The organism is Streptomyces sp. NPDC001927, assembly GCF_053594455.1.
In genome coordinates this window covers 119,391-137,166 of record NZ_JBSFEN010000002.1, presented here as the reverse complement: position 1 = coordinate 137,166, position 17,776 = coordinate 119,391, and the positions used below count along the sequence as shown (strand labels likewise).

General features: G+C 72.1%; 14 protein-coding genes. 4 read left to right on the top strand and 10 right to left on the bottom strand.

Translation table 11 applies throughout. The features are described 5' to 3' along the window. Positions 1–55: 55 nt before the first annotated feature. Positions 56–2,806 (bottom strand): caspase, EACC1-associated type, encoded by a 2,751-nt coding sequence (locus ACWCO8_RS05145; protein WP_451030992.1) that lies wholly within the window; start codon positions 2,804–2,806, stop codon positions 56–58. A gap of 2 nt (positions 2,807–2,808) precedes the next feature. Beyond that, complete coding sequence (locus ACWCO8_RS05140) at positions 2,809–3,297, bottom strand: effector-associated constant component EACC1 (protein ID WP_451030991.1); 489 nt, start codon at positions 3,295–3,297, stop codon at positions 2,809–2,811. A gap of 230 nt (positions 3,298–3,527) precedes the next feature. On the opposite strand from ACWCO8_RS05140, the gene ACWCO8_RS05135 reads away from it, so the two are divergent. The 3 genes from ACWCO8_RS05135 to ACWCO8_RS05125 all read left to right on the top strand — a co-directional run bounded on the left by ACWCO8_RS05135 (position 3,528) and on the right by ACWCO8_RS05125 (position 7,532). Then, positions 3,528–4,349 (top strand): N-formylglutamate amidohydrolase, encoded by an 822-nt coding sequence (locus ACWCO8_RS05135; RefSeq protein ID WP_451030990.1) that lies wholly within the window; start codon positions 3,528–3,530, stop codon positions 4,347–4,349. A 41-nt stretch (positions 4,350–4,390) separates the two neighbouring features. Further along, positions 4,391–5,983, top strand: coding sequence for a molybdopterin-dependent oxidoreductase (locus ACWCO8_RS05130; RefSeq protein WP_451030989.1), 1,593 nt, complete (start codon positions 4,391–4,393; stop codon positions 5,981–5,983). A gap of 103 nt (positions 5,984–6,086) precedes the next feature. Then, positions 6,087–7,532, top strand: coding sequence for a glyceraldehyde-3-phosphate dehydrogenase (locus ACWCO8_RS05125; protein ID WP_451030988.1), 1,446 nt, complete (start codon positions 6,087–6,089; stop codon positions 7,530–7,532). Between the two features lie 64 nt (positions 7,533–7,596). On the opposite strand, the gene ACWCO8_RS05120 is transcribed toward ACWCO8_RS05125, so the two are convergent. Further along, positions 7,597–8,598 carry a CU044_5270 family protein gene (locus ACWCO8_RS05120; RefSeq protein ID WP_451030987.1) on the bottom strand — a complete coding sequence of 334 codons (1,002 nt, stop codon included), beginning with the start codon at positions 8,596–8,598 and terminating at the stop codon, positions 7,597–7,599. After that, on the bottom strand, positions 8,595–9,266 hold the full coding sequence (locus ACWCO8_RS05115; protein ID WP_451030986.1) for an RNA polymerase sigma factor: 672 nt from the start codon (positions 9,264–9,266) through the stop codon (positions 8,595–8,597). The genes ACWCO8_RS05120 and ACWCO8_RS05115 overlap by 4 nt, the downstream gene beginning before the upstream one ends. 131 nt (positions 9,267–9,397) lie before the next feature. Here ACWCO8_RS05115 and ACWCO8_RS05110 point away from each other — a divergent pair, with 131 nt between their 5' ends. Further along, positions 9,398–10,387 carry a hypothetical protein gene (locus ACWCO8_RS05110; protein WP_451030985.1) on the top strand — a complete coding sequence of 330 codons (990 nt, stop codon included), beginning with the start codon at positions 9,398–9,400 and terminating at the stop codon, positions 10,385–10,387. On the opposite strand, the gene mmsB is transcribed toward ACWCO8_RS05110, so the two are convergent. From mmsB to ACWCO8_RS05080, 6 genes are all read right to left on the bottom strand, one after another. Continuing rightward, a complete protein-coding gene (gene mmsB, locus ACWCO8_RS05105) occupies positions 10,382–11,620 on the bottom strand; it encodes a multiple monosaccharide ABC transporter permease (protein ID WP_451030984.1) in 1,239 nt (412 codons plus the stop codon). The genes ACWCO8_RS05110 and mmsB overlap by 6 nt on opposite strands. After that, positions 11,617–13,167: a multiple monosaccharide ABC transporter ATP-binding protein gene (gene mmsA, locus ACWCO8_RS05100; protein WP_451030983.1), complete on the bottom strand. Its 1,551-nt coding sequence runs from the start codon at positions 13,165–13,167 to the stop codon at positions 11,617–11,619. Before mmsA ends, mmsB begins: the two co-directional genes overlap by 4 nt. 28 nt (positions 13,168–13,195) lie before the next feature. Continuing rightward, positions 13,196–14,305, bottom strand: coding sequence for a multiple monosaccharide ABC transporter substrate-binding protein (chvE, locus tag ACWCO8_RS05095; protein WP_451031428.1), 1,110 nt, complete (start codon positions 14,303–14,305; stop codon positions 13,196–13,198). Positions 14,306–14,310: 5 nt separating this feature from the next. Continuing rightward, positions 14,311–15,297, bottom strand: a complete 987-nt coding sequence (locus ACWCO8_RS05090) for a hypothetical protein (RefSeq protein WP_451030982.1) — start codon at positions 15,295–15,297, stop codon at positions 14,311–14,313. Between the two features lie 76 nt (positions 15,298–15,373). Further along, entirely contained in the window at positions 15,374–16,399 is a 1,026-nt protein-coding gene (locus ACWCO8_RS05085; RefSeq protein ID WP_451030981.1) for a zinc-dependent alcohol dehydrogenase, read from the bottom strand. Continuing rightward, the gene (locus tag ACWCO8_RS05080; protein WP_451030980.1) at positions 16,396–17,562 is read right to left on the bottom strand and encodes a mandelate racemase/muconate lactonizing enzyme family protein; all 1,167 of its coding nucleotides are present in this window, start codon (positions 17,560–17,562) and stop codon (positions 16,396–16,398) included. Before ACWCO8_RS05080 ends, ACWCO8_RS05085 begins: the two co-directional genes overlap by 4 nt. Between the last annotated feature and the right edge of the window lie 214 nt (positions 17,563–17,776).

Genomic DNA, 17,776 nt, shown 5'->3' with positions numbered 1-17,776 from the left:
TGTGACGATGCGGACCGGGCGGCACGTGTTCCTTGGCGTGCCGCCCGGTCATGCGTCAGCGACGGCGCCAGCGGTCGAATCCCCTGGGGCGGGGCGGTGGGGGCGGCTCGGCGCGCGGAGTGTCAAGGACGGCGGGCGCCGGGACGGCGGGCGCCGGCCCGGGAGGAGCAGGGAGCCCGAGGGCCTCGGCCAGGGCGTGGCGCTCAGCGGTGGTCAGCCGGGACGGTGCCGAGGCGAGGGCGTACGAGGCCAGGTCGCGCAGGCCGCTGCCGACGACGGCCCTGAGGAACTCCTCGTACAGGTCGGGGAACATCCAGTTGGCGCCGTCGACGACGGCCCGCGCCACGGGGGTGAGCCCTGCCTCCTCCAGGCTGCCGAGGAGCAGTACGGCCTCCGGGGTCCTCATGCTGCGGGCCGACTTGGCCAGGACCTGCCCGACGGGACCGGCGAGGCCCACCTCGCACAGCGCGACGATGGCGGCTTGCTCGCCGGAGGCGGTGGGAGAGGTGTTCACGACCAAGGGGCGTCCCCAGCCGTCCGGGTTGTGCGCTCCCACGAGAGTCGCGATCGTGCCGAGGCCCACCGGGGGTACCGACGCCCCGGCGGCCCTGAGCTTCGCCTGCAGGACGGTCCGTTGGAGGGGCGTACCGACCTGCGCCACCGTGCTCAGGCAGCGTGCCGCCTGCTCCGGATCGGTCCGCACCAGGTGGTGCAGCAGGAGGTCCACCACGTCGCCGAGGCCGTGCTGGTAGAGCGTCACGAGTGTCTCGGCGAACTCGGGTTCGGCGAGCCGGCACACCCGCTCGACCAACTGCGTCGCCGACGCGCCGAGCGCCTGCATGCCGCGGATCACCTCTGCGAGCAGCAGCGGTTCCTGCGGGAGCACGTCCCGCACGTGGCCCCCGTCCCGCGTGGCGCCGCGGGAATCGAGGAGCACCAGGAGTTCGCCGATCTCCTCGGGTGTGCGCCTTGCGGCGTCGTTGAGGAGGGCGCGTGCGTCCAGAGGGCGTCCCATCGCGCGGAGGGCCTCGACGAACTCCGGTGTGCGGGAGACCGGATGGTGTTGCGCGGCGTGCCCGAGGAGATGGAACACCGCGTCGTCGTGACCCTGCTCCCGCAGCAGCGTGGCGAAGCCGATGACGTCCTGGGCGGTGAGCGCCCGCGCGTACCCGGCCAGGGCGTCCTGGGCGTGTTCCCCCAGGCCGGCTGCCCACAGGGCCTCGCAGAGCGCCATGAGCCGCGAGAGAGGCGCGATGGCACACGTGGCGTCCTGCATGAGCCGCTGCGCGTCGGGCGTCGCGTCGGCCTCCTCCAGGATGCGCAGAAGCCGGACTACTTCGGCGGGGTCGTCGGCGATGTACCCGTAGATCTGACGGTAGAGGGCGAGTGCTTCCTTGGTGCGCCCGATGGAGTGCAGGGCGTCCGCCAGTCGGGACGTCTCCCGCGGGGACGAGACCGAGGGAGCGCGCAGGACGGCGGTGGCGTAGTCGTCGAGCTGGGCCGACCACAGGGCGCCGGCCAGGTCGAGCACCGCCTCGGTGGTGGCGAGCCTGGCCATCGCCGCGGTCAGGAGTACGTCGGCGTCGGGGCGGCTGCCGTGTCCCGCGGCGTCCTCGTGGAGGGTCCGGATGGTGCTCGCGATGTCCTCGGGGCCGCGTAGCTCGGCGATGGCGGACAACAGCTCTGCGACGGCCTCGTCGTCGTTCAGCGCGTGGAGCGTGGGCACGATCGCGGCGAGGTCGAGCGGCGATCGTTCGGCGGCGACCGTGGCCAGGACAATGACGGCCCCCGAACTGCCCTCCTCGCGCAGGACACAGAAGAGCGCGGCCGTCTCCTGCGCGGGACGGGTGAGGGCGGCGAGTTCCAGGAGTCGGTGGCGGCCGGCCGGGTCCGTCCCGTGGAGGCCCACCGCATGCGCGGCGATGTCCCGGGGCGGTCGGCGCAGAAGCTCGTGCAGGCCGGCCGGTATGACGGGGACGGACGCGGCGGCCGACCCCGCGGACCCCGCTCCGGCGGACAGGGGACGGCCGGCGGAGAGGTCGCCCGCGCCGTGACGGCCGTGGCGGTTGCGGGCGAAGGAGAGCAGGCGGCCGGTGTTGCTGAGGCGCTGTTGCGGTGTCGGGCGGCCCTGGGCGCGCAGCTCGCCGACCAGATGGTCGTAGACGTCCGTGGCCCCGATGAGGGGGCCACCGCCGGGCAGCCCCCGGTCGAGGAGACGGATCAGCTCGCCGGTGAAGGCGGTGTGCGTCTCCCCGGGGGCGGCCAGCGCGGTCGTGTTGGCCGCACATGCGGTGAGCAGGTACGTGCCGGCGATCCTGGCCTGCTCCGCCATCGTCACCGAGCCGCTCGCCGGCCCGCCCATGGCGCCCTCGAAGGCCTTGCCGCTGTAGCAGCAGTCGAGGATCACCACGCGGTTGACCCTCGGTCCCGTTCCCAGGACCTCGCGGCGCACGCGCGCGTAGTCGACCGCCGAATAGGCGCGGTCGGGGTCGGTGGAGGGCAGCGCGAGCAGCAGCCCGTCCTCGTCCAGAGGAGTCAGTCCGTGCCCGGCGAAGTAGAAGAGCAGGGTGTCCGTGGCCTGCTGGGCCGCCTCGTGGATGGCGTCCAGGAAGACCTGCGGCGAGGCGGGGTCGACCAGGCGGACGCAGCGCTCCGGCGGTAGCCCCCAGATGTTCGGGTCCTCGAGCAGCCGGCCGAGGTCCCGGAGGTTCGCGGCCACTGCCGGGAGGTCCTCCAGGTCGCCGTGGTCGTACCGGGTCGAGCCGACAAGAACGGCGAAGGAGCGGTGCGGGTCTGCCAGTTCCACGGCTATCGGGCCTCCGGCGTCGCCCCGTCTTCGGGCCGGGGCGTTCGAGGGGCGTGGGGGTTCGGGGCCGGGTCCGCCCCGTGGTCGGACGGCGGCTCGGTGACCGGCTCGGTGGCCGGTGCGGCGGCCGGCTCGGTGGCCGGTTCGGCGGACGGCTCTTGGGCCAGGGCCTGGAGCAGCCTCCGTACCGCTTCCTCCGAGCCTTCCTCGACGGTCACGGAGAGTCCGTCGGATGCCCTGGTGACGGTGAAGGCGGCAGGGCTGCGGCGGGCCCTGCGCCATCCCGCGAACGCGAGGGCCAGGCTCGCCAGGCCGGTGGAGTGCGTGAGCACCAGGTCGATGACGTCGAGCCCGCCGCTCATGGCGCCCGGTACGGGTACCGCGCCGAGCCGCACCTCGCCCGGTGGCTCCTCCTCGTTCCGCAGCCAGCGGAAGAAGTCCCGCAGGGCGGCCGTCTCGTCGGGGTCCGCGACCCCCACCGTCAGCTCCATCTCCCCGTCCCCCTCCGTCGCCTCGCGGGGAACCCGGCGGGCCCCGCGGCGTCCTGGATCAGAGACTGGCACACATGGCACCGCGAGGGAGGGGAGTTCGGCACACCGGGGCGATCTTCGGATCGCGAGGTGGCCGAGTGGTCGAATTCAGCCGCGAACAGCGTAAGTTGAAGATCGCCGACCGATGACACCGGTGAGTGACGCCACCGCTCCGTACCCCGGGACCGCCCATGACCGACGCACCGCACCCCGCCGCGGTACCCTCCTACGAACTCCTCCCCGGAGACCCCGCCTCCCCGGTCCTCCTGCACGTGCCGCACTCCTCCCGGGAGATTCCCGCGGACGTGCGCGACGGCATCGTGCTCGGGGACGAGGAGCTCGCGCGCGAACTGGACCACATCACCGACGCCCACACCGCCGCCCTCGCGGACACCGCCGCGCGGGCCGCGGCCGTCACGCCCTGGCGGTTCGTCAACCTGCTCTCCCGGCTTGTCGTCGACCCCGAGCGCTTCCCGGACGAGCGGGAGGAGATGCGCGCGGTCGGCATGGGCGCCGTCTACACCCGGACGACGCACCGCGCCGCACTGCGCCCGGAGGAGTTCGACGAACGGCCGCTCCTGGAGCGGTACTTCACGCCGTACGCGCAGGCCATGACGGCCGCCGTCGACGCCCGCCTCGCGGCGGCAGGACGTGTGGTGATCATCGACGTGCACTCGTACCCGACCGAGACGCTGCCCTACGAGCTGCACGGCACCGGCCCCCGGCCGCCGATCTGCCTCGGGACCGATCCCTTCCACACGCCGCCCGCCCTGCTGGACGCGGCACGGAAGGCGTTCGCACCGTTCGGCGGCATCGGGACGGACAGCCCCTTCGCCGGGACGTACGTGCCGCTCGCGCACTACGGCCGCGACCCGCGCGTCGCCGCGCTGATGATCGAGATCCGGCGCGACGTCTACATGGCGGAGCCCGGCGGCCCCGCCGGGCCCGGACTCGACGCCCTGGGCGCGGCCCTGGCCGACCTGGTCGAGGAAGCGGCGGCGGCGCTCGGGTGAAATCCCGCCACATCGGCCTCCGTGTGCCGATGCTGGGAGCCATGAACGCCACACGCTCCGCCCGCAGGGGGCCCACCCGCACCGACCGGCTGCTCGCCGTCGTCGCCGGCGTCCTCTCCGGCTATGTCGCCCTGGCCGTCGCCGACGTGCTCGCCGGCCTGATCCGGCACGAGGCGGGCCCGGTCACGGCCGTCGGCGACGCCGTGGTCGACCGGACCCCGGCCGCCGTCGAGCAGTGGGCGATCCGTACGTTCGGGGAGAGCGACAAGGTCGTCCTCCTGCTGGGCATCGTGCTCGTCCTCGGTCTGATCGCCGCCGCCCTCGGTCTGCTCGCCCTGCGCCACCGCACGGCCGGGGCCGTCGGCGTCCTCGGCTTCGGTGTCGTCGGCGCGCTCGCCGCCGTCACCCGGCCCGACTCCGACTCCGCGCTCGACGCCCTGCCCTCGCTCATCGGGGCGGTGGCGGGTGCCCTCCTCCTCTACGTCCTCATCGGTCGGCTGCTCGCCTCGGACGCCGACGAACCGGCCCAGGCGGCCGCCCGCGCCGACCGGCGGGGCTTCCTGATCGTCACCGCGGGCGCGGGCGTGGTGGCGACCGTCGCCGCCGCGCTCGGCCGGGCGGCCGGGCCGTCCTCGGGGGAGGGCGCCACCGCCTCCCGCAGGGCCCTGCGGCTGCCCCGGCCGGTCTCCGCCGCCCCGGCCGTGCCGCCGGGCGCCCAGCTCGACGTGCCCGGCATCAGCCCCTTCGTCACCCCGAACAAGGACTTCTACCGGGTCGACACCGCCCTCGTCGTCCCCAAGGTCGACGCCGACGGCTGGCGGCTGCGCGTCCACGGCATGGGCGTCACCAGCGGACTCTCCCTGAGCTTGCGCGAGTTGATGGCCCGCCAGGTGATCGAGCGGGACATCACCCTCGCCTGCGTCTCGAACGAGGTCGGCGGGCCCTACGTCGGCAACGCCCGCTGGCTTGGCGTGCGCCTCGCGGACCTGCTCCGCCAGGCCGGGGTGCGCCCGCCCTCCGAAGGCGGTCCCGCCGACCAGCTCGTCGCCCGCTCCGTCGACGGCATGACGCTCGGCACCCCCGTCGAGACCGTCATGGACGGCCGCGACTCCCTGCTCGCCTTCGGCATGAACGGCGAACCGCTCCCCTTCGACCACGGCTTCCCGGTCCGCATGCTCGTCCCCGGTCTCTACGGATACGTCTCCGCCTGCAAGTGGATCGAGTCCCTCGAACTGACCACCTTCGACGCCTACGACGCCTACTGGGTCCCGCGCGGCTGGGCCGCCCAGGCCCCGGTCAAGACCCAGTCCCGGATCGACACCCCCCGGGACCTCGCCCGCCCGGCGGCCGGCACGGTCATGATCGCCGGAGTCGCCTGGGCCCAGCACCGGGGCATCTCGCGGGTGGAGGTCAGGGTCGACGACGGCCCCTGGCAGGAGGCCAGGCTCGGCGCCGAGGACAGCCAGGACACCTGGCGCCAGTGGGTCCACCCCTGGCAGGCCGCGCCCGGTCGCCACACCCTCACGGTCCGCGCCACCGACGGCACCGGCGCCACCCAGCCCGAGCGGCGCACCGACACCATGCCCGACGGGGCCGCAGGATGGCACTCGGTCGTGGTGAGGGTCGAGTCATGAGGGAGGGGACGGGAGGGGAGGAGGGGCGGAAGGCGGGCCCCTGACAAGATCAAAACATCGACGGGTTAGCATATGAGCACCGCCTAGCTCGAAAGATGAACTCGTGACTGTCAATGACGACTCGTTCACCAGCTGGAAGAACCGCGAGGAGATCGCGGAGTCGATGATCCCGATCATCGGGAAGTTGCACCGGGAGCGGGACGTCACGGTCCTGGTCCACAGCCGATCCTTGGTGAACAAGTCGGTTGTCAGCATCCTCAAGACCCACCGGTTCGCCCGCCAGATCGCCGGCGAGGAGCTCTCGGTCACCGAGACCCTGCCGTTCCTGCAGGCGCTCACCACGCTCGACCTCGGCCCGTCGCAGATCGACATCGCGCTGCTCGCCGAGGCCTACAAGAACGACGACCAGGGTCTCTCGGTGGAGGAGTTCACCGCCTCCGCGGTCTCCGGTGCCACCGGCGAGAACAAGATCGAGCGCCGCGACGGCCGCGACGTCGTCCTCTACGGCTTCGGCCGCATCGGCCGCCTCGTCGCCCGCCTCCTCATCGAGAAGGCCGGCTCCGGCAACGGCCTGCGGCTGCGCGCCATCGTCGTGCGCGGCGGCGGCGAGCAGGACCTGGTGAAGCGCGCCTCGCTGCTGCGGCGCGACTCGATCCACGGCCAGTTCCAGGGCACGATCACCGTCGACGAGGCGAACAGCACCATCGTCGCCAACGGCAACACCATCAAGGTGATCTACGCCAACGACCCCTCCGAGGTCGACTACACGGCGTACGGCATCAAGGACGCCATCCTCATCGACAACACGGGCAAGTGGCGGGACCGCGAGGGCCTGTCGAAGCACCTGCGCCCCGGCATCGACAAGGTCGTCCTGACCGCCCCGGGCAAGGGCGACGTCCCGAACATCGTGCACGGCGTCAACCACGACACGATCAAGCCGGACGAGCAGATCCTGTCCTGCGCGTCCTGCACGACGAACGCGATCGTGCCGCCGCTGAAGGCGATGGACGACGAGTACGGCGTCCTGCGCGGCCACGTCGAGACGGTTCACTCGTTCACGAACGACCAGAACCTGCTGGACAACTACCACAAGGCCGACCGCCGCGGCCGCTCCGCGCCGCTCAACATGGTCATCACGGAGACCGGCGCCGCCTCGGCCGTCGCCAAGGCCCTGCCGGACCTGAAGGCGCCGATCACCGGCAGCTCGATCCGCGTCCCCGTCCCGGACGTCTCGATCGCCATCCTGAGCCTGCGCCTGGGCCGCGAGACCACCCGCGAGGAGGTCCTCGACTACCTCCGTGACGTCTCGCTGCACTCGCCGCTGAAGCGCCAGATCGACTTCACCACGGCCCCCGACGCGGTCTCCATGGACTTCGTGGGCTCCCGCCACGCCTCGATCGTCGACGCGGGCGCCACCAAGGTCGACGGCGACAACGCGATCCTCTACCTCTGGTACGACAACGAGTTCGGCTACTCGTGCCAGGTCATCCGGGTCGTCCAGCACGTCTCCGGCGTCGAGTACCCGACGTACCCGGCCCCGGCGGTCTGACCCCCGGCGCACCACTGAGAAAGGCCCTCACCGGATGCGGTGAGGGCCTCACTCATGTGCGCACTCAGCGGCGCGGCGTCTCGCCCGCCCGGTCGACCGCCGCCCTGGTGAGGATCGCGGACGTGCCGACGACCGTGCCCTTCGGGCCGGCCTCGCCGGACTCCGTCAGGACCGTGCGTTCCCCGAGGAAGGCGTGGGTGGCCGGGTCGAAGACCCACTGGGTCTGCCGCCCCTCGGACGTCCGGGCGACCGCGACCCCGGGCCGGCCGACGGCATCGGTGGCCGCCGGGACGACGACCACGCCGGGGATCTTCCCGGCGGCCCGGTAGAGCGCGGCGCTGACCTGCGCCGGCGCCCAGGTCTCCATGAGCAGGTCGCCGATCGCGGCGAACGCCCGCTGGTCGGGATCCGCCCCCGGCGCCTGCGTGCCCGACCCTCCGGTCTCCGCCCGGATGTGCGCGAGCAGGGCGTCGGGGTCGGTCGGCAGCTCCGCGAGCTCCTGGGGCGTCGTCCGGGCGGCGGCGTCGGCGCCGAGCGGGGAGTCGGGCCCGCCCTCCTCGCGCAGCAGCCCCGGTCGCGTGCCGTCGGCCGACAGCCACACCTGGCGCGTGTGCACGGGGGCCAGGGTGACCGGGCCGCCCCCGGCGCTCTGGGAGCCGTACGCGACCTTGCTCTCGACGTAGACGAACTGGTCGCCCCGGAGCGGCGGTCGTGTCTCCTCGCCGGCGGCGAGGGCGATGCGGTCGAGCAGCCGGGCCGCCTCGGGCGAGGCGACGGCCGGGACGTTCCCGGTGGGCCGGGTATCCGCCGTCCCGAAGGTCACCACGCCGCCGATCGCCAGGGCGCAGGCGACGGCCGGTGCGAGGAACCGGACCAGGCGCGGGCGTGGCACGGGCCGCCGGACGGCCGCCGCCGTGCGGTCGTCGACGGTGGACGCTCGGCTCAACAGGGCCGCCTTGAGGTGTTGTGCGCGCTCCGGTGTCAGGTCGGGGACGGCCGGCGGGGGCAGCAGCCCGGCCAGGTCGGTGTCCTCGGGGTCCCCGGTGCGGTGCGGGCCGATGTTCATCCGTGGTTCTCCTGGGGCTTCGGCCGGACCGCGCGGGAGCGGCCCGCCACCGGCTGGTCGGGGGTGGTGCTCCGGTCGCGTACGGGCGGTGCGGGCTGTGCGGCCCGCGCGGTACGCGCCGTCTCCGCCTCGGCGAGCGCGCGCAAGCGGGTACGCGCCCGGGAAAGCCGCGACCGTACGGTTCCGACCGGTACGCCGAGCGCCTCGGCGGCGGCCGCGTAGTCCAGGCCCGCCCAGACGACGAGCGTGAAGACCTCGCGGTCGCGGCGGCGCAGCCGGCCGAGCGCGGCATGCGCCGCGCGTACCTGCTCGGCGTCCGCGAGGTGCGAGACGACCTCGTCGGCGAAGTCCGGGACCGAGCCGCGTTCCGGAAGCCGGGCGAGCGCGACGTCACGGCGCCGACGGGCCCGCGCGCCCTGGCGCATCAGATTGGTGGCGATGCCGAGGAGCCACGGCCGCAGCCCGTCGCCCTCGGGCGGCCGTTCGTCATCCTCGGGCCGTAGCCGCTCCCGGCTCCGCCAGGCTTCCAGGAAGGTCGCCGAGACGACGTCCTCGGCCTCCGCCCAGTCGCCCGTCACCCGCAGGGCATAGCGGTACAGCACCTGGGCGTGTGCGTCGTACAGCTCACCCAGGGCCTCCCGGTCGCCGCTGCGGAAGCGCTCTCTCATCACTGTTTCCACATCCTGCACTGGTCGCCGCGGAGCACGGGTTCCGGTGACCTGCGCCACATCCCTTGGCGTCGAGGGTGCGTGTGACCCAGCTCACGGGAACGCCGGTGCCCGGCGAGCCAGTACGGATCATGAACACTTCCGCAGCTTCCCAGCCTTCCGCGTCTTCCCGACGTTCCTTCCTGCGGTCCGCCGGCCTCGCCACCGCCGTGGCCGCGGTGGGCCTCGCCCCCGCCCGGAGCGCCGTCGGGGCGTCGCGGACACCGGACACGTACAGCCTGACGCTCACTCACCTCGACCGCGCCGGGCGGCCGACCGGGGCGTACGCCACCACCGTCACCGGTCTCTCCGGGCCGGGCGCCGAGGAGAGCGTCCAGCCGCACGACGCCTCCGGGACGGTCACCGTGCGCCTGCCCAGGGGCCGTTACGTGCTGGACAGCGTCCTGACCGCGTCGGGCGACGGGGGCGGCACGGACTGGATCGTGCGACCGCGCCTCGACCTGGACCGCGACACCACCGTCGTCGTCGACGCCCGCACCGCGAGGCCGGTCGACGTCCGGCCGCCCGCCCGCTCCGCGTCGCTCCTGCACGCCGGGATGTTCCTGCGGATCACCCACGACGGGACCGAGCGGTTCCTCAACCAGGTCGTCGACGCGCCCACGCTGCGCGTCGCCCACCTGGGCCCCGCCGCCGAACCCGGTTCGGTGGAGCAGTGGTACGACGCGTACTGGGGCACCGGGAGCGTGAGTTACGCCCTCGGCCACACCGTCACCGGCTCGCGCGCCCTCACCGGGCTCACCCTGCGCCCCTCGGCCCGGCAGCTGGCGACCCTCCTGGTCCACGGGGGAGCACGGTCGAGCGCCCCCGGCACCGCGACCGTCGACCTCCTCCCGAGCAAGGGACCCACCGTCGGGCTGTCGCAGCCCCTGGCGACGCCCGGCACCGCCACGTACCTCGTGACCCCCGAACGCGGCACCTGGGACGTCATGTACACGGTCCGCCCGAGCACGCCGGACGGACAGCCGACGTCCTACCGTGCCGAGGGCATCCGCGTCCGCGCGGGCGAGACGACCACCCGGAGCTTCGACGGCGCGGCCCGGCTCGGCGCGGCCCGGCTATGAACCGACCCGGCGCTTGTTCCACACGTCGAAGCCGACCGCCGCCAACAGCACCAGGCCCTTGATCACCTGCTGCCAGTCCGTACCGATCCCCACCAGGTTCATGCCATTGTTGAGCACACCCAGGACCAGGCCGCCGACGATGGCGCCCAGGACCGTGCCGACCCCTCCGCTCATCGACGCACCGCCGATGAACGAGGCGGCGATCGCCTCCAGTTCGAAGTTGATGCCCGCCTTCGGCGAGGCGGCGTTGAACCGGGCGGCGAAGACCAGACCGGCGAGCGCCGCAAGCACTCCCATGTTGAGGAAGACCAGGAAGGTGACCTTCCGGTCCCGCACACCGGAGAGCTTGGCGGCGGGCAGGTTGCCGCCGATCGCGTACACATGGCGGCCGACGATCGCGTTCCGCATGACGTAGCCGAAGCCGACGAGGAGCGCCGCGAGGATCAGGAGCACGACCGGCGCTCCCTTGTAGCTGGCCAGCAGAAGGGTGAACACCAGGACCGTCGCCACCAGCGCGCCCAGCTTCACCGCGAACAGACCGACGGGCGCGACCTGGAGCGCGTACTCCCGCTGGCGGCGGCGGTCCCGCACCTCTTGCCACACGACGAAGACCATGAGGGCCAGGCCGAGCAGCAGCGTCAGATTGTGGTAGTCGGTGTGCGGGCCGACCTCGGGCAGGAAGCCGTTGGAGACGGTCTGCAGCCCGTCCGGGAAGGGGCCCAGGGTCTGGCCCTTGAGGAAGATCTCGGTGAGCCCGCGGAACAGGAGCATGCCGGCGAGCGTGACGATGAACGACGGTATGCCGAGATACGCGATGAAGAAGCCCTGCATCGCCCCGGCCGCCGCGCCGAGCAGCAGGACGAGCACCACCGCCAGGGGCCAGGCCATCCGGTGCTCGACCATCAGCACGGCCGAGACCGCGCCGACGAAGGCGGTGAGCGAGCCCACCGACAGGTCGATGTGGCCCGAGATGATGACGATCATCATGCCGATCGCCAGGATCAGGATGTAGCTGTTCTGCAGGACGAGGTTGGAGACATTGCGCGGCAGCAGCAGATCGCCGCCCGTCCAGACCGCGAACAGGGCCACGATCAGACCGAGGGCGATCAGCATGCCGTACTGCCGCATGTTGCCGCGCAGTCCGTCGAGGATCAGCCGGCCGACGCCGGGCCCGGTCTTCGTCGGTCCGTCGTCGTCGGCGGCCCGGTCGCCGGCCGTGAGATCGGTGCTCATGCGCGTTCCGTCCTGTCCTTCGTCATGTGCCGCATCAGCAGCTCCTGGGTGGCCTCGGCGCGGGACACCTCACCCGTCAGCCGGCCCGCCGCCATCGTGTAGACGCGGTCGCACATGCCGAGCAGCTCGGGGAGTTCCGAGGAGATGAAGAGGACCGCCTTGCCCTCGGCGGCCAGCCGGTCGATGACGGTGTAGATCTCGTACTTGGCGCCCACGTCGATCCCGCGGGTCGGCTCGTCCAGGATCAGCACGTCGGGACCTGCGAAGATCCACTTGCTGAGCACGACCTTCTGCTGGTTGCCGCCCGAGAGCCGGCCGACCGGCTCGAAGACCGTCGGCGCCTTGATGTTCATCGACCGGCGGAACCCCTCGGAGACCCTGGCCTCCGCGTGCTCGTCGACGATGCCGCGCCGGGCGACCTTCGGCAGGGCGCTCAGCGAGACATTGCGGTTGATCGTGTCGATGAGGTTGAGACCGTAGTGCTTGCGGTCTTCGGTGACGTACGCGATGCCGTGCCCGACCGCCTCGGGGACCGTACGCGTACGGATCTCCACACCGTCCTTGAGGACCGTGCCGCCGCCGTACCTCCCGTAGCTGCGGCCGAACACGCTCATCGCCAGCTCGGTGCGGCCCGCCCCCATCAGCCCGGCGATGCCGACGATCTCCCCGCGGCGCACGGTCAGCGAGACGCCGTCGACGACCTTGCGGTGATGGTCGATGGGGTGGTGCACGGTCCAGTCCCGGATCTCCAGGGCCGCAGCCGCTCCCCGCTCCGGCGTGTGCGGGGTGCGCTCGGGGAAGCGGTGGTCCAGGTCGCGGCCCACCATGCCCCGGATGATCCGCTCCTCGGTGGTCTCCGGGGCCTTCACGTCGAGGGTCTCGATCGACCGGCCGTCCCGCAGGACGGTCACCGAGTCGGCGATCCGGGCGATCTCGTTCAGCTTGTGCGAGATGATGATGGAGGTGATGCCCTGCGCCTTCAACTCCTCGATCAGAACGAGGAGTTGGGTGCTGTCCTCGTCGTTGAGCGCGGCCGTCGGCTCGTCCAGGATCAGCAGCTTCACCTCCTTGGCGAGCGCCTTCGCGATCTCCACGAGCTGCTGCTTGCCGACGCCGATGTCGGCGACCCGGGTCTGCGGATGCTCGTCCAGACCCACCCGGCGCAGCAGCTCGGCGGCGTGCCGCAGGGTGCGGTCCCAGCTGATCACGCCACGGGTGGCGTGCTCGTTGCCGAGGAAGATGTTCTCCGCGAGCGAGAGGTACGGCACCAGGGCGAGCTCCTGGTGGATGATCACGATGCCGCGCTTCTCGCTCGCCCCGATGTCCTTGAACCGGCAGGGCTCGCCCTGGAAGACGACCTCCCCTTCGTAACTCCCGTACGGATGAACCCCGCTGAGGATCTTCATCAGCGTCGACTTGCCCGCTCCGTTCTCCCCGCAGACCGCGTGCACCTCGCCCGCGCGGACAGTCAGGGAGACGTCCGACAGGGCCGTCACGCCGGGAAAGGTCTTGCTGATCGAGCGCATGTCCAGGACGGCTTCCGCCATGGCACACCCACCCCTCTCCGGTCGACGCCTAGTTGAGATCGCTCGCCTTGATGTAGCCCGAATCGACCAGCACGCTCTGGTAGTTGGACTTGTCGACGTTCACCGGGTCGAGCAGGAAGGCCGGGACGACCTTCTTCTCGTTGTCGTACGTCGTGGTGTCGTTGACCTCGGGCTTCTTGCCGTCGAGCAGCGCGTTGACCATCTGCCCGGCCACCTTGGCCAGTTCGCGGGTGTCCTTGTACACGGTCTGGGTCTGCTCGCCCGCGATGATCGACTTCACGGACGCGACCTCGGCGTCCTGCCCCGTGACGAGCGGGAGTGGCTTGCTCGCGCTGCCGTAGTCGTCGGACTTCAGGGCGGACAGGATGCCGATGGAGATGCCGTCGTACGGCGAGAGGACCGCGTCCACCCGCTCCTTGGCGTACGAGGAGGTGAGCAGGTCGTCCATCCGCTTCTGGGCCTGGCCGCCGTCCCAGCGCAACGTTGTCACCTGGTTGAGCTTGGTCTGTCCCGACCGGACGACCAGCTGCTTCTTGTCGATGTACGGCTTCAGGACGTTCATCGCGCCCTGGAAGAAGTAGCGGGTGTTGTTGTCGTCGTTGGAGCCGGCGAACAGCTCGATGTTGAACGGGCCCTTCTTGCTGCCGTCCTTCAGGCCGAGCTTCTCGACGAGGTAGCCGCCCTGGAGTTCGCCGACCTTCTCGTTGTCGAAGGACGCGTAGTAGTCGACGTTCGGCGAGCCGAGGATCAGCCGGTCGTAGGAGATCACCGGGATCTTCGCGTCCGCCGCCTGCTGGAGGACGTTGGCGAGCGCCCGGCCGTCGATGGCGGCGATGACCAGCGCGTCCACGCCTTGCGTGATCATGTTCTCGATCTGCGATACCTGCTGGTCCGGGTCGTCCTCGCCGTACTGGAGCGTGGTCCTGTACCCGTACTTCTCCAGGCTGCTCACCATGTTCTTGCCGTCGGCGATCCAGCGCTCGGACGACTTGGTCGGCATCGCGATGCCCACTGTCAGGTCCTTCGCCCCCTTCTCCTCCTTCGCCCCGCCCGCCCCGCTCTGGCCGCAGGCGGAGAGAGCGAGGGCGAGACAGCTCGCGAGGGCGGTGGCGGTGGCGGCTCGGCGCAGTGCGCGCATGGTCATCAGTCCTTGTCCGTGAGGTGGAGGGGGTCGGGGAAGCGGTGGAGGGGGCCTGGCAGCCGGGCTCCGAGCGGGGACATCCCGCCGTCCGCGCCGTGCCGCCCCAGCAGATCGAGGGCGAGCCTGCCCCGCCGTACCCGCTCGCGGGCGGTGGCGAGGACCGTCTCGCGCAGGTGCAGACCGGAGGGATAGAGCGAAGGCGCCTTCGCCAGGCCGAACTTGAGGTACAGCGGGGCGCCGCGCCGGATCAGCTCGGCGACCTCGTACATCCGGACGTAGCCGCCCAGGTCGTCGGGTGCCTCGATGTACATGTCCATCGGCGCGGCGCTGACCCGGCGGATCTCGGTGAGGTGCGCGAGCGTCAGGTCGCTCGGCACGTTCACCGAGTCGGCGCCGAGCCGTTCGTGGACGGCGTACGCGGCGGGGTTGACCGGGCCGATGAGCGCCGAGACCTTCAGCGTGGTGTCCACGGGGATCACGCCGTGGCGCCGGGCCTGGTGCAGCGTCCACAGCACGCCCTCGTCCGCCACCAGCAGGCAGCGGACGCCCAGTTCGGTGGCGCGGACGGCGTCCTCCACGCAGCCGGCGACCGCGTCGTGGCCCCGGGCACGCAGACCTCCGCCGCGCGAGTCGCTGCGGACCGAACCGCCGATGTCCCAGGTGCCGCGCGGACCGGTGAACAGGCAGAGTTCGACGCCCCGTTCGGAGCAGGCCCTCACCATTTCGGTGATCTCGGCGTCGGTGAGCATCCAGGCGCCGCTGCCCTGGCTGACCCGGTGGACCGGCACGTCGAGCCGGGCCGACTCGGTCAGGACCGCCTCCAAGGCCTCGGGGCCCTCCACGGACGGCACTTCGGTGCGCCAGGTGCCGCCGTCCGGGAAGGAGTGCGGGGAGGTGTCGGCGGGGGAGAGGGCGGGGGCGTCGAGCCCGAGGACGGCGAGCGCGGGTTCGCCGGGGCGGCGGGGCGGGGAGGGAGCGGCTTCGGTCACGAACGGGTCCTCCGTGTTCGGCAGGTCGGACATGGTTCGGGCGAGGAGGCAGAGGAGTCCCACGGGGCGCAGGGGGTCATGGCCGGAGCAGTACCTTCCCGACCTTGGGGTCGCCGCCGCCCACCAGCTCGATCGCCTGCGGGAACGCGCCGAGCGGGAGCTCGTGGGTGACGAGCGCGCCGAGGTCGAGCAGCCCCGCGCCGAAGGCACGGACCGCGTGGGCCCAGGCCGTGGGCGGAGCGCCGAAGACGGTGTGGAGGGTCAGCCGGCCGGTGACGAGCGCCGTCGGGTCGAGGCCGGCCGCCCCGGGCGCGGGGATGCCGGTGAGGACGACCCGGCCGCCTCGGCGAGCGAGGCTCACGGCGGTGCGGGCGGAGCCGGTGGCCCCTGCGGCCTCCACGACCAGATCGCACCGTCCTTCGAGCCCGGCCGCCGACTCGACGACACCTGTCGCCCCGAACTCCCGTGCCAGCTCGGCACGTTTGCGACGGGGTTCGAGGACGTGCAGCTCGGCGGGCGAGGAGGCGGCGAGGAGCTGTACGGCAATCAGGCCGAGGGTCCCGGCGCCCACCACGGCCACCCGCTCGCCGGGCCGCGGGGCCGCCGCGAGCGTCGCCGCCGCCACGCAGGCGGCCGGTTCCAGGAGAGCGGCGGCCGTCAGATCGGCGTCGTCCGGGAGTACGTGCAGCAGCCGGGCCGGCAGCGTCAGCGTGGGCGCCATCGCGCCCGGCCGGGTGAAGCCGGTCTCGTCGTACCCGGCCGTGCAGAGCGTGGTGTCACCCGTATGACAACGTTCGCACGACTGGCAGTTGCGGAAGCCCTCACCGACGACCTTCCTGCCGAGGAGCCCCTCGGGGACGCCCTCGCCGACCTCGGCCACCGTGCCCGACCACTCGTGGCCCGGGACGACCGGGTAGCGCACGTACCCCTCGGGACGCGTGCCGCCGTACACCTCGCGGTCGCTGCCGCAGACCCCGCTCGCGTGCACCCGGACCAGCGCCTCACCGGGGCCCGGCGGGACCGGCTCGTGCGGGACGAGCCGGTGGGCCCCCGGCGCGTCGATCACGACGGCGAGCCCCGGACCGCCCGGCGGCCGGCTCACGCGGTGCCGCCGCGGGGTGTGGGGACGCGGCGCTCCCAGCCGTCCGCCCACAGGTCGAAACGGGCCTGGCGCTGCGGGAATTCGGCCGCCGCGTCGGTGTCGAGCTCGACACCGAGACCGGGCGCGTGCGAGAGCTGGAAGTAGCCGTCCACCACCTGTGGGGCGCCCTTCACCACCTTCTTGATCTCCGCGTCCGCGAAGTCGTTGAAGTTCTCCAGAATCTTGAAGTTGGGTGTGGTGAAGCCGACTTGGAGAGTGGCGGCGGTGAGCACCGGGCCGCCGACGTTGTGCGGGGCGACCATCATGTAGTGCGTCTCGGCGGTCGCGGCCAGCTTCCGGGTCTCCCAGATGCCGCCGAGATGACCGACGTCCGGCTGGAGGATGTCGACGGCCTGGCTCTCGAACAGCTCACGGAACTCGATGCGGTCGTGGACGCGTTCCCCCGTCGCGATCGGGATGTCCACCTTCGCCGCCACCTTCTCCAGCGCCTTCAGGTTCTCCGGCGGGACCGGTTCCTCCAGCCAGGCCGGTCGGAACGGCGCCAACTCGTGGGCCAGCCGGATCGCCGTCGCCGGGGCGAACCGGCCGTGCATCTCCAGCATCAGCTCCGCGTCCGGCCCGATCGCGTCCCGTACGGCCTCGATCAGGGAGACCGCGTACAGCGAGTCCCGGTGGGAGAGTTCGAGGTGCCCGGTGCCGAACGGGTCGATCTTGAGCGCCTGGTAGCCCCGCTCGACGACCGCGCGGGCCGCCTTGTGGTAGCCCTCCGGGGTCCGCTCCGTGGTGTACCAGCCGTTGGCGTACGCCTTGACCTTGTCGGTCACCACCCCGCCCAGCAGCTGCCAGACCGGCACGCCGAGCGCTTTGCCCTTGATGTCCCAGCAGGCCATCTCGACCACCGCGATGCCCGACATCACGATCTCGCCGGCCCGGCCGTAGTCCCCGTACTTCATCCGGCGGACCAGGTCCTCGATCGCGAAGGGGTCCGATCCGGCGATGTGATTGGCCTCCGCCTCGCGGAGGTAGCCGAGCAGCGCGTCGGTGTGGCCGAGCATGCGCGTCTCGCCCACACCGGTCAGCCCCTCGTCGGTGTGGACGAGGACATAGGTGAGGTTCCGCCAGGGAGTTCCGACGACATGAGTGCTGATTCCCGTGATGCGCACGGCAGTTGCCCCTCGATCTCGTTCGAAATTTCGTCACACGTTCGAAATGTAGGCGTGACCGTAGGGGCTGGTCCGGGGCATGTCAACGCCTCGCGCACGCCGACCGCGAGGCGGACGCAGGCGGACGCACACCGGACGCGCGGCGAACGTGCGGCGGGTGGCGCGACCATTGCCGCTTCAACGCAGCTGTGGTTAGCCTGTGTTCGCGATATCG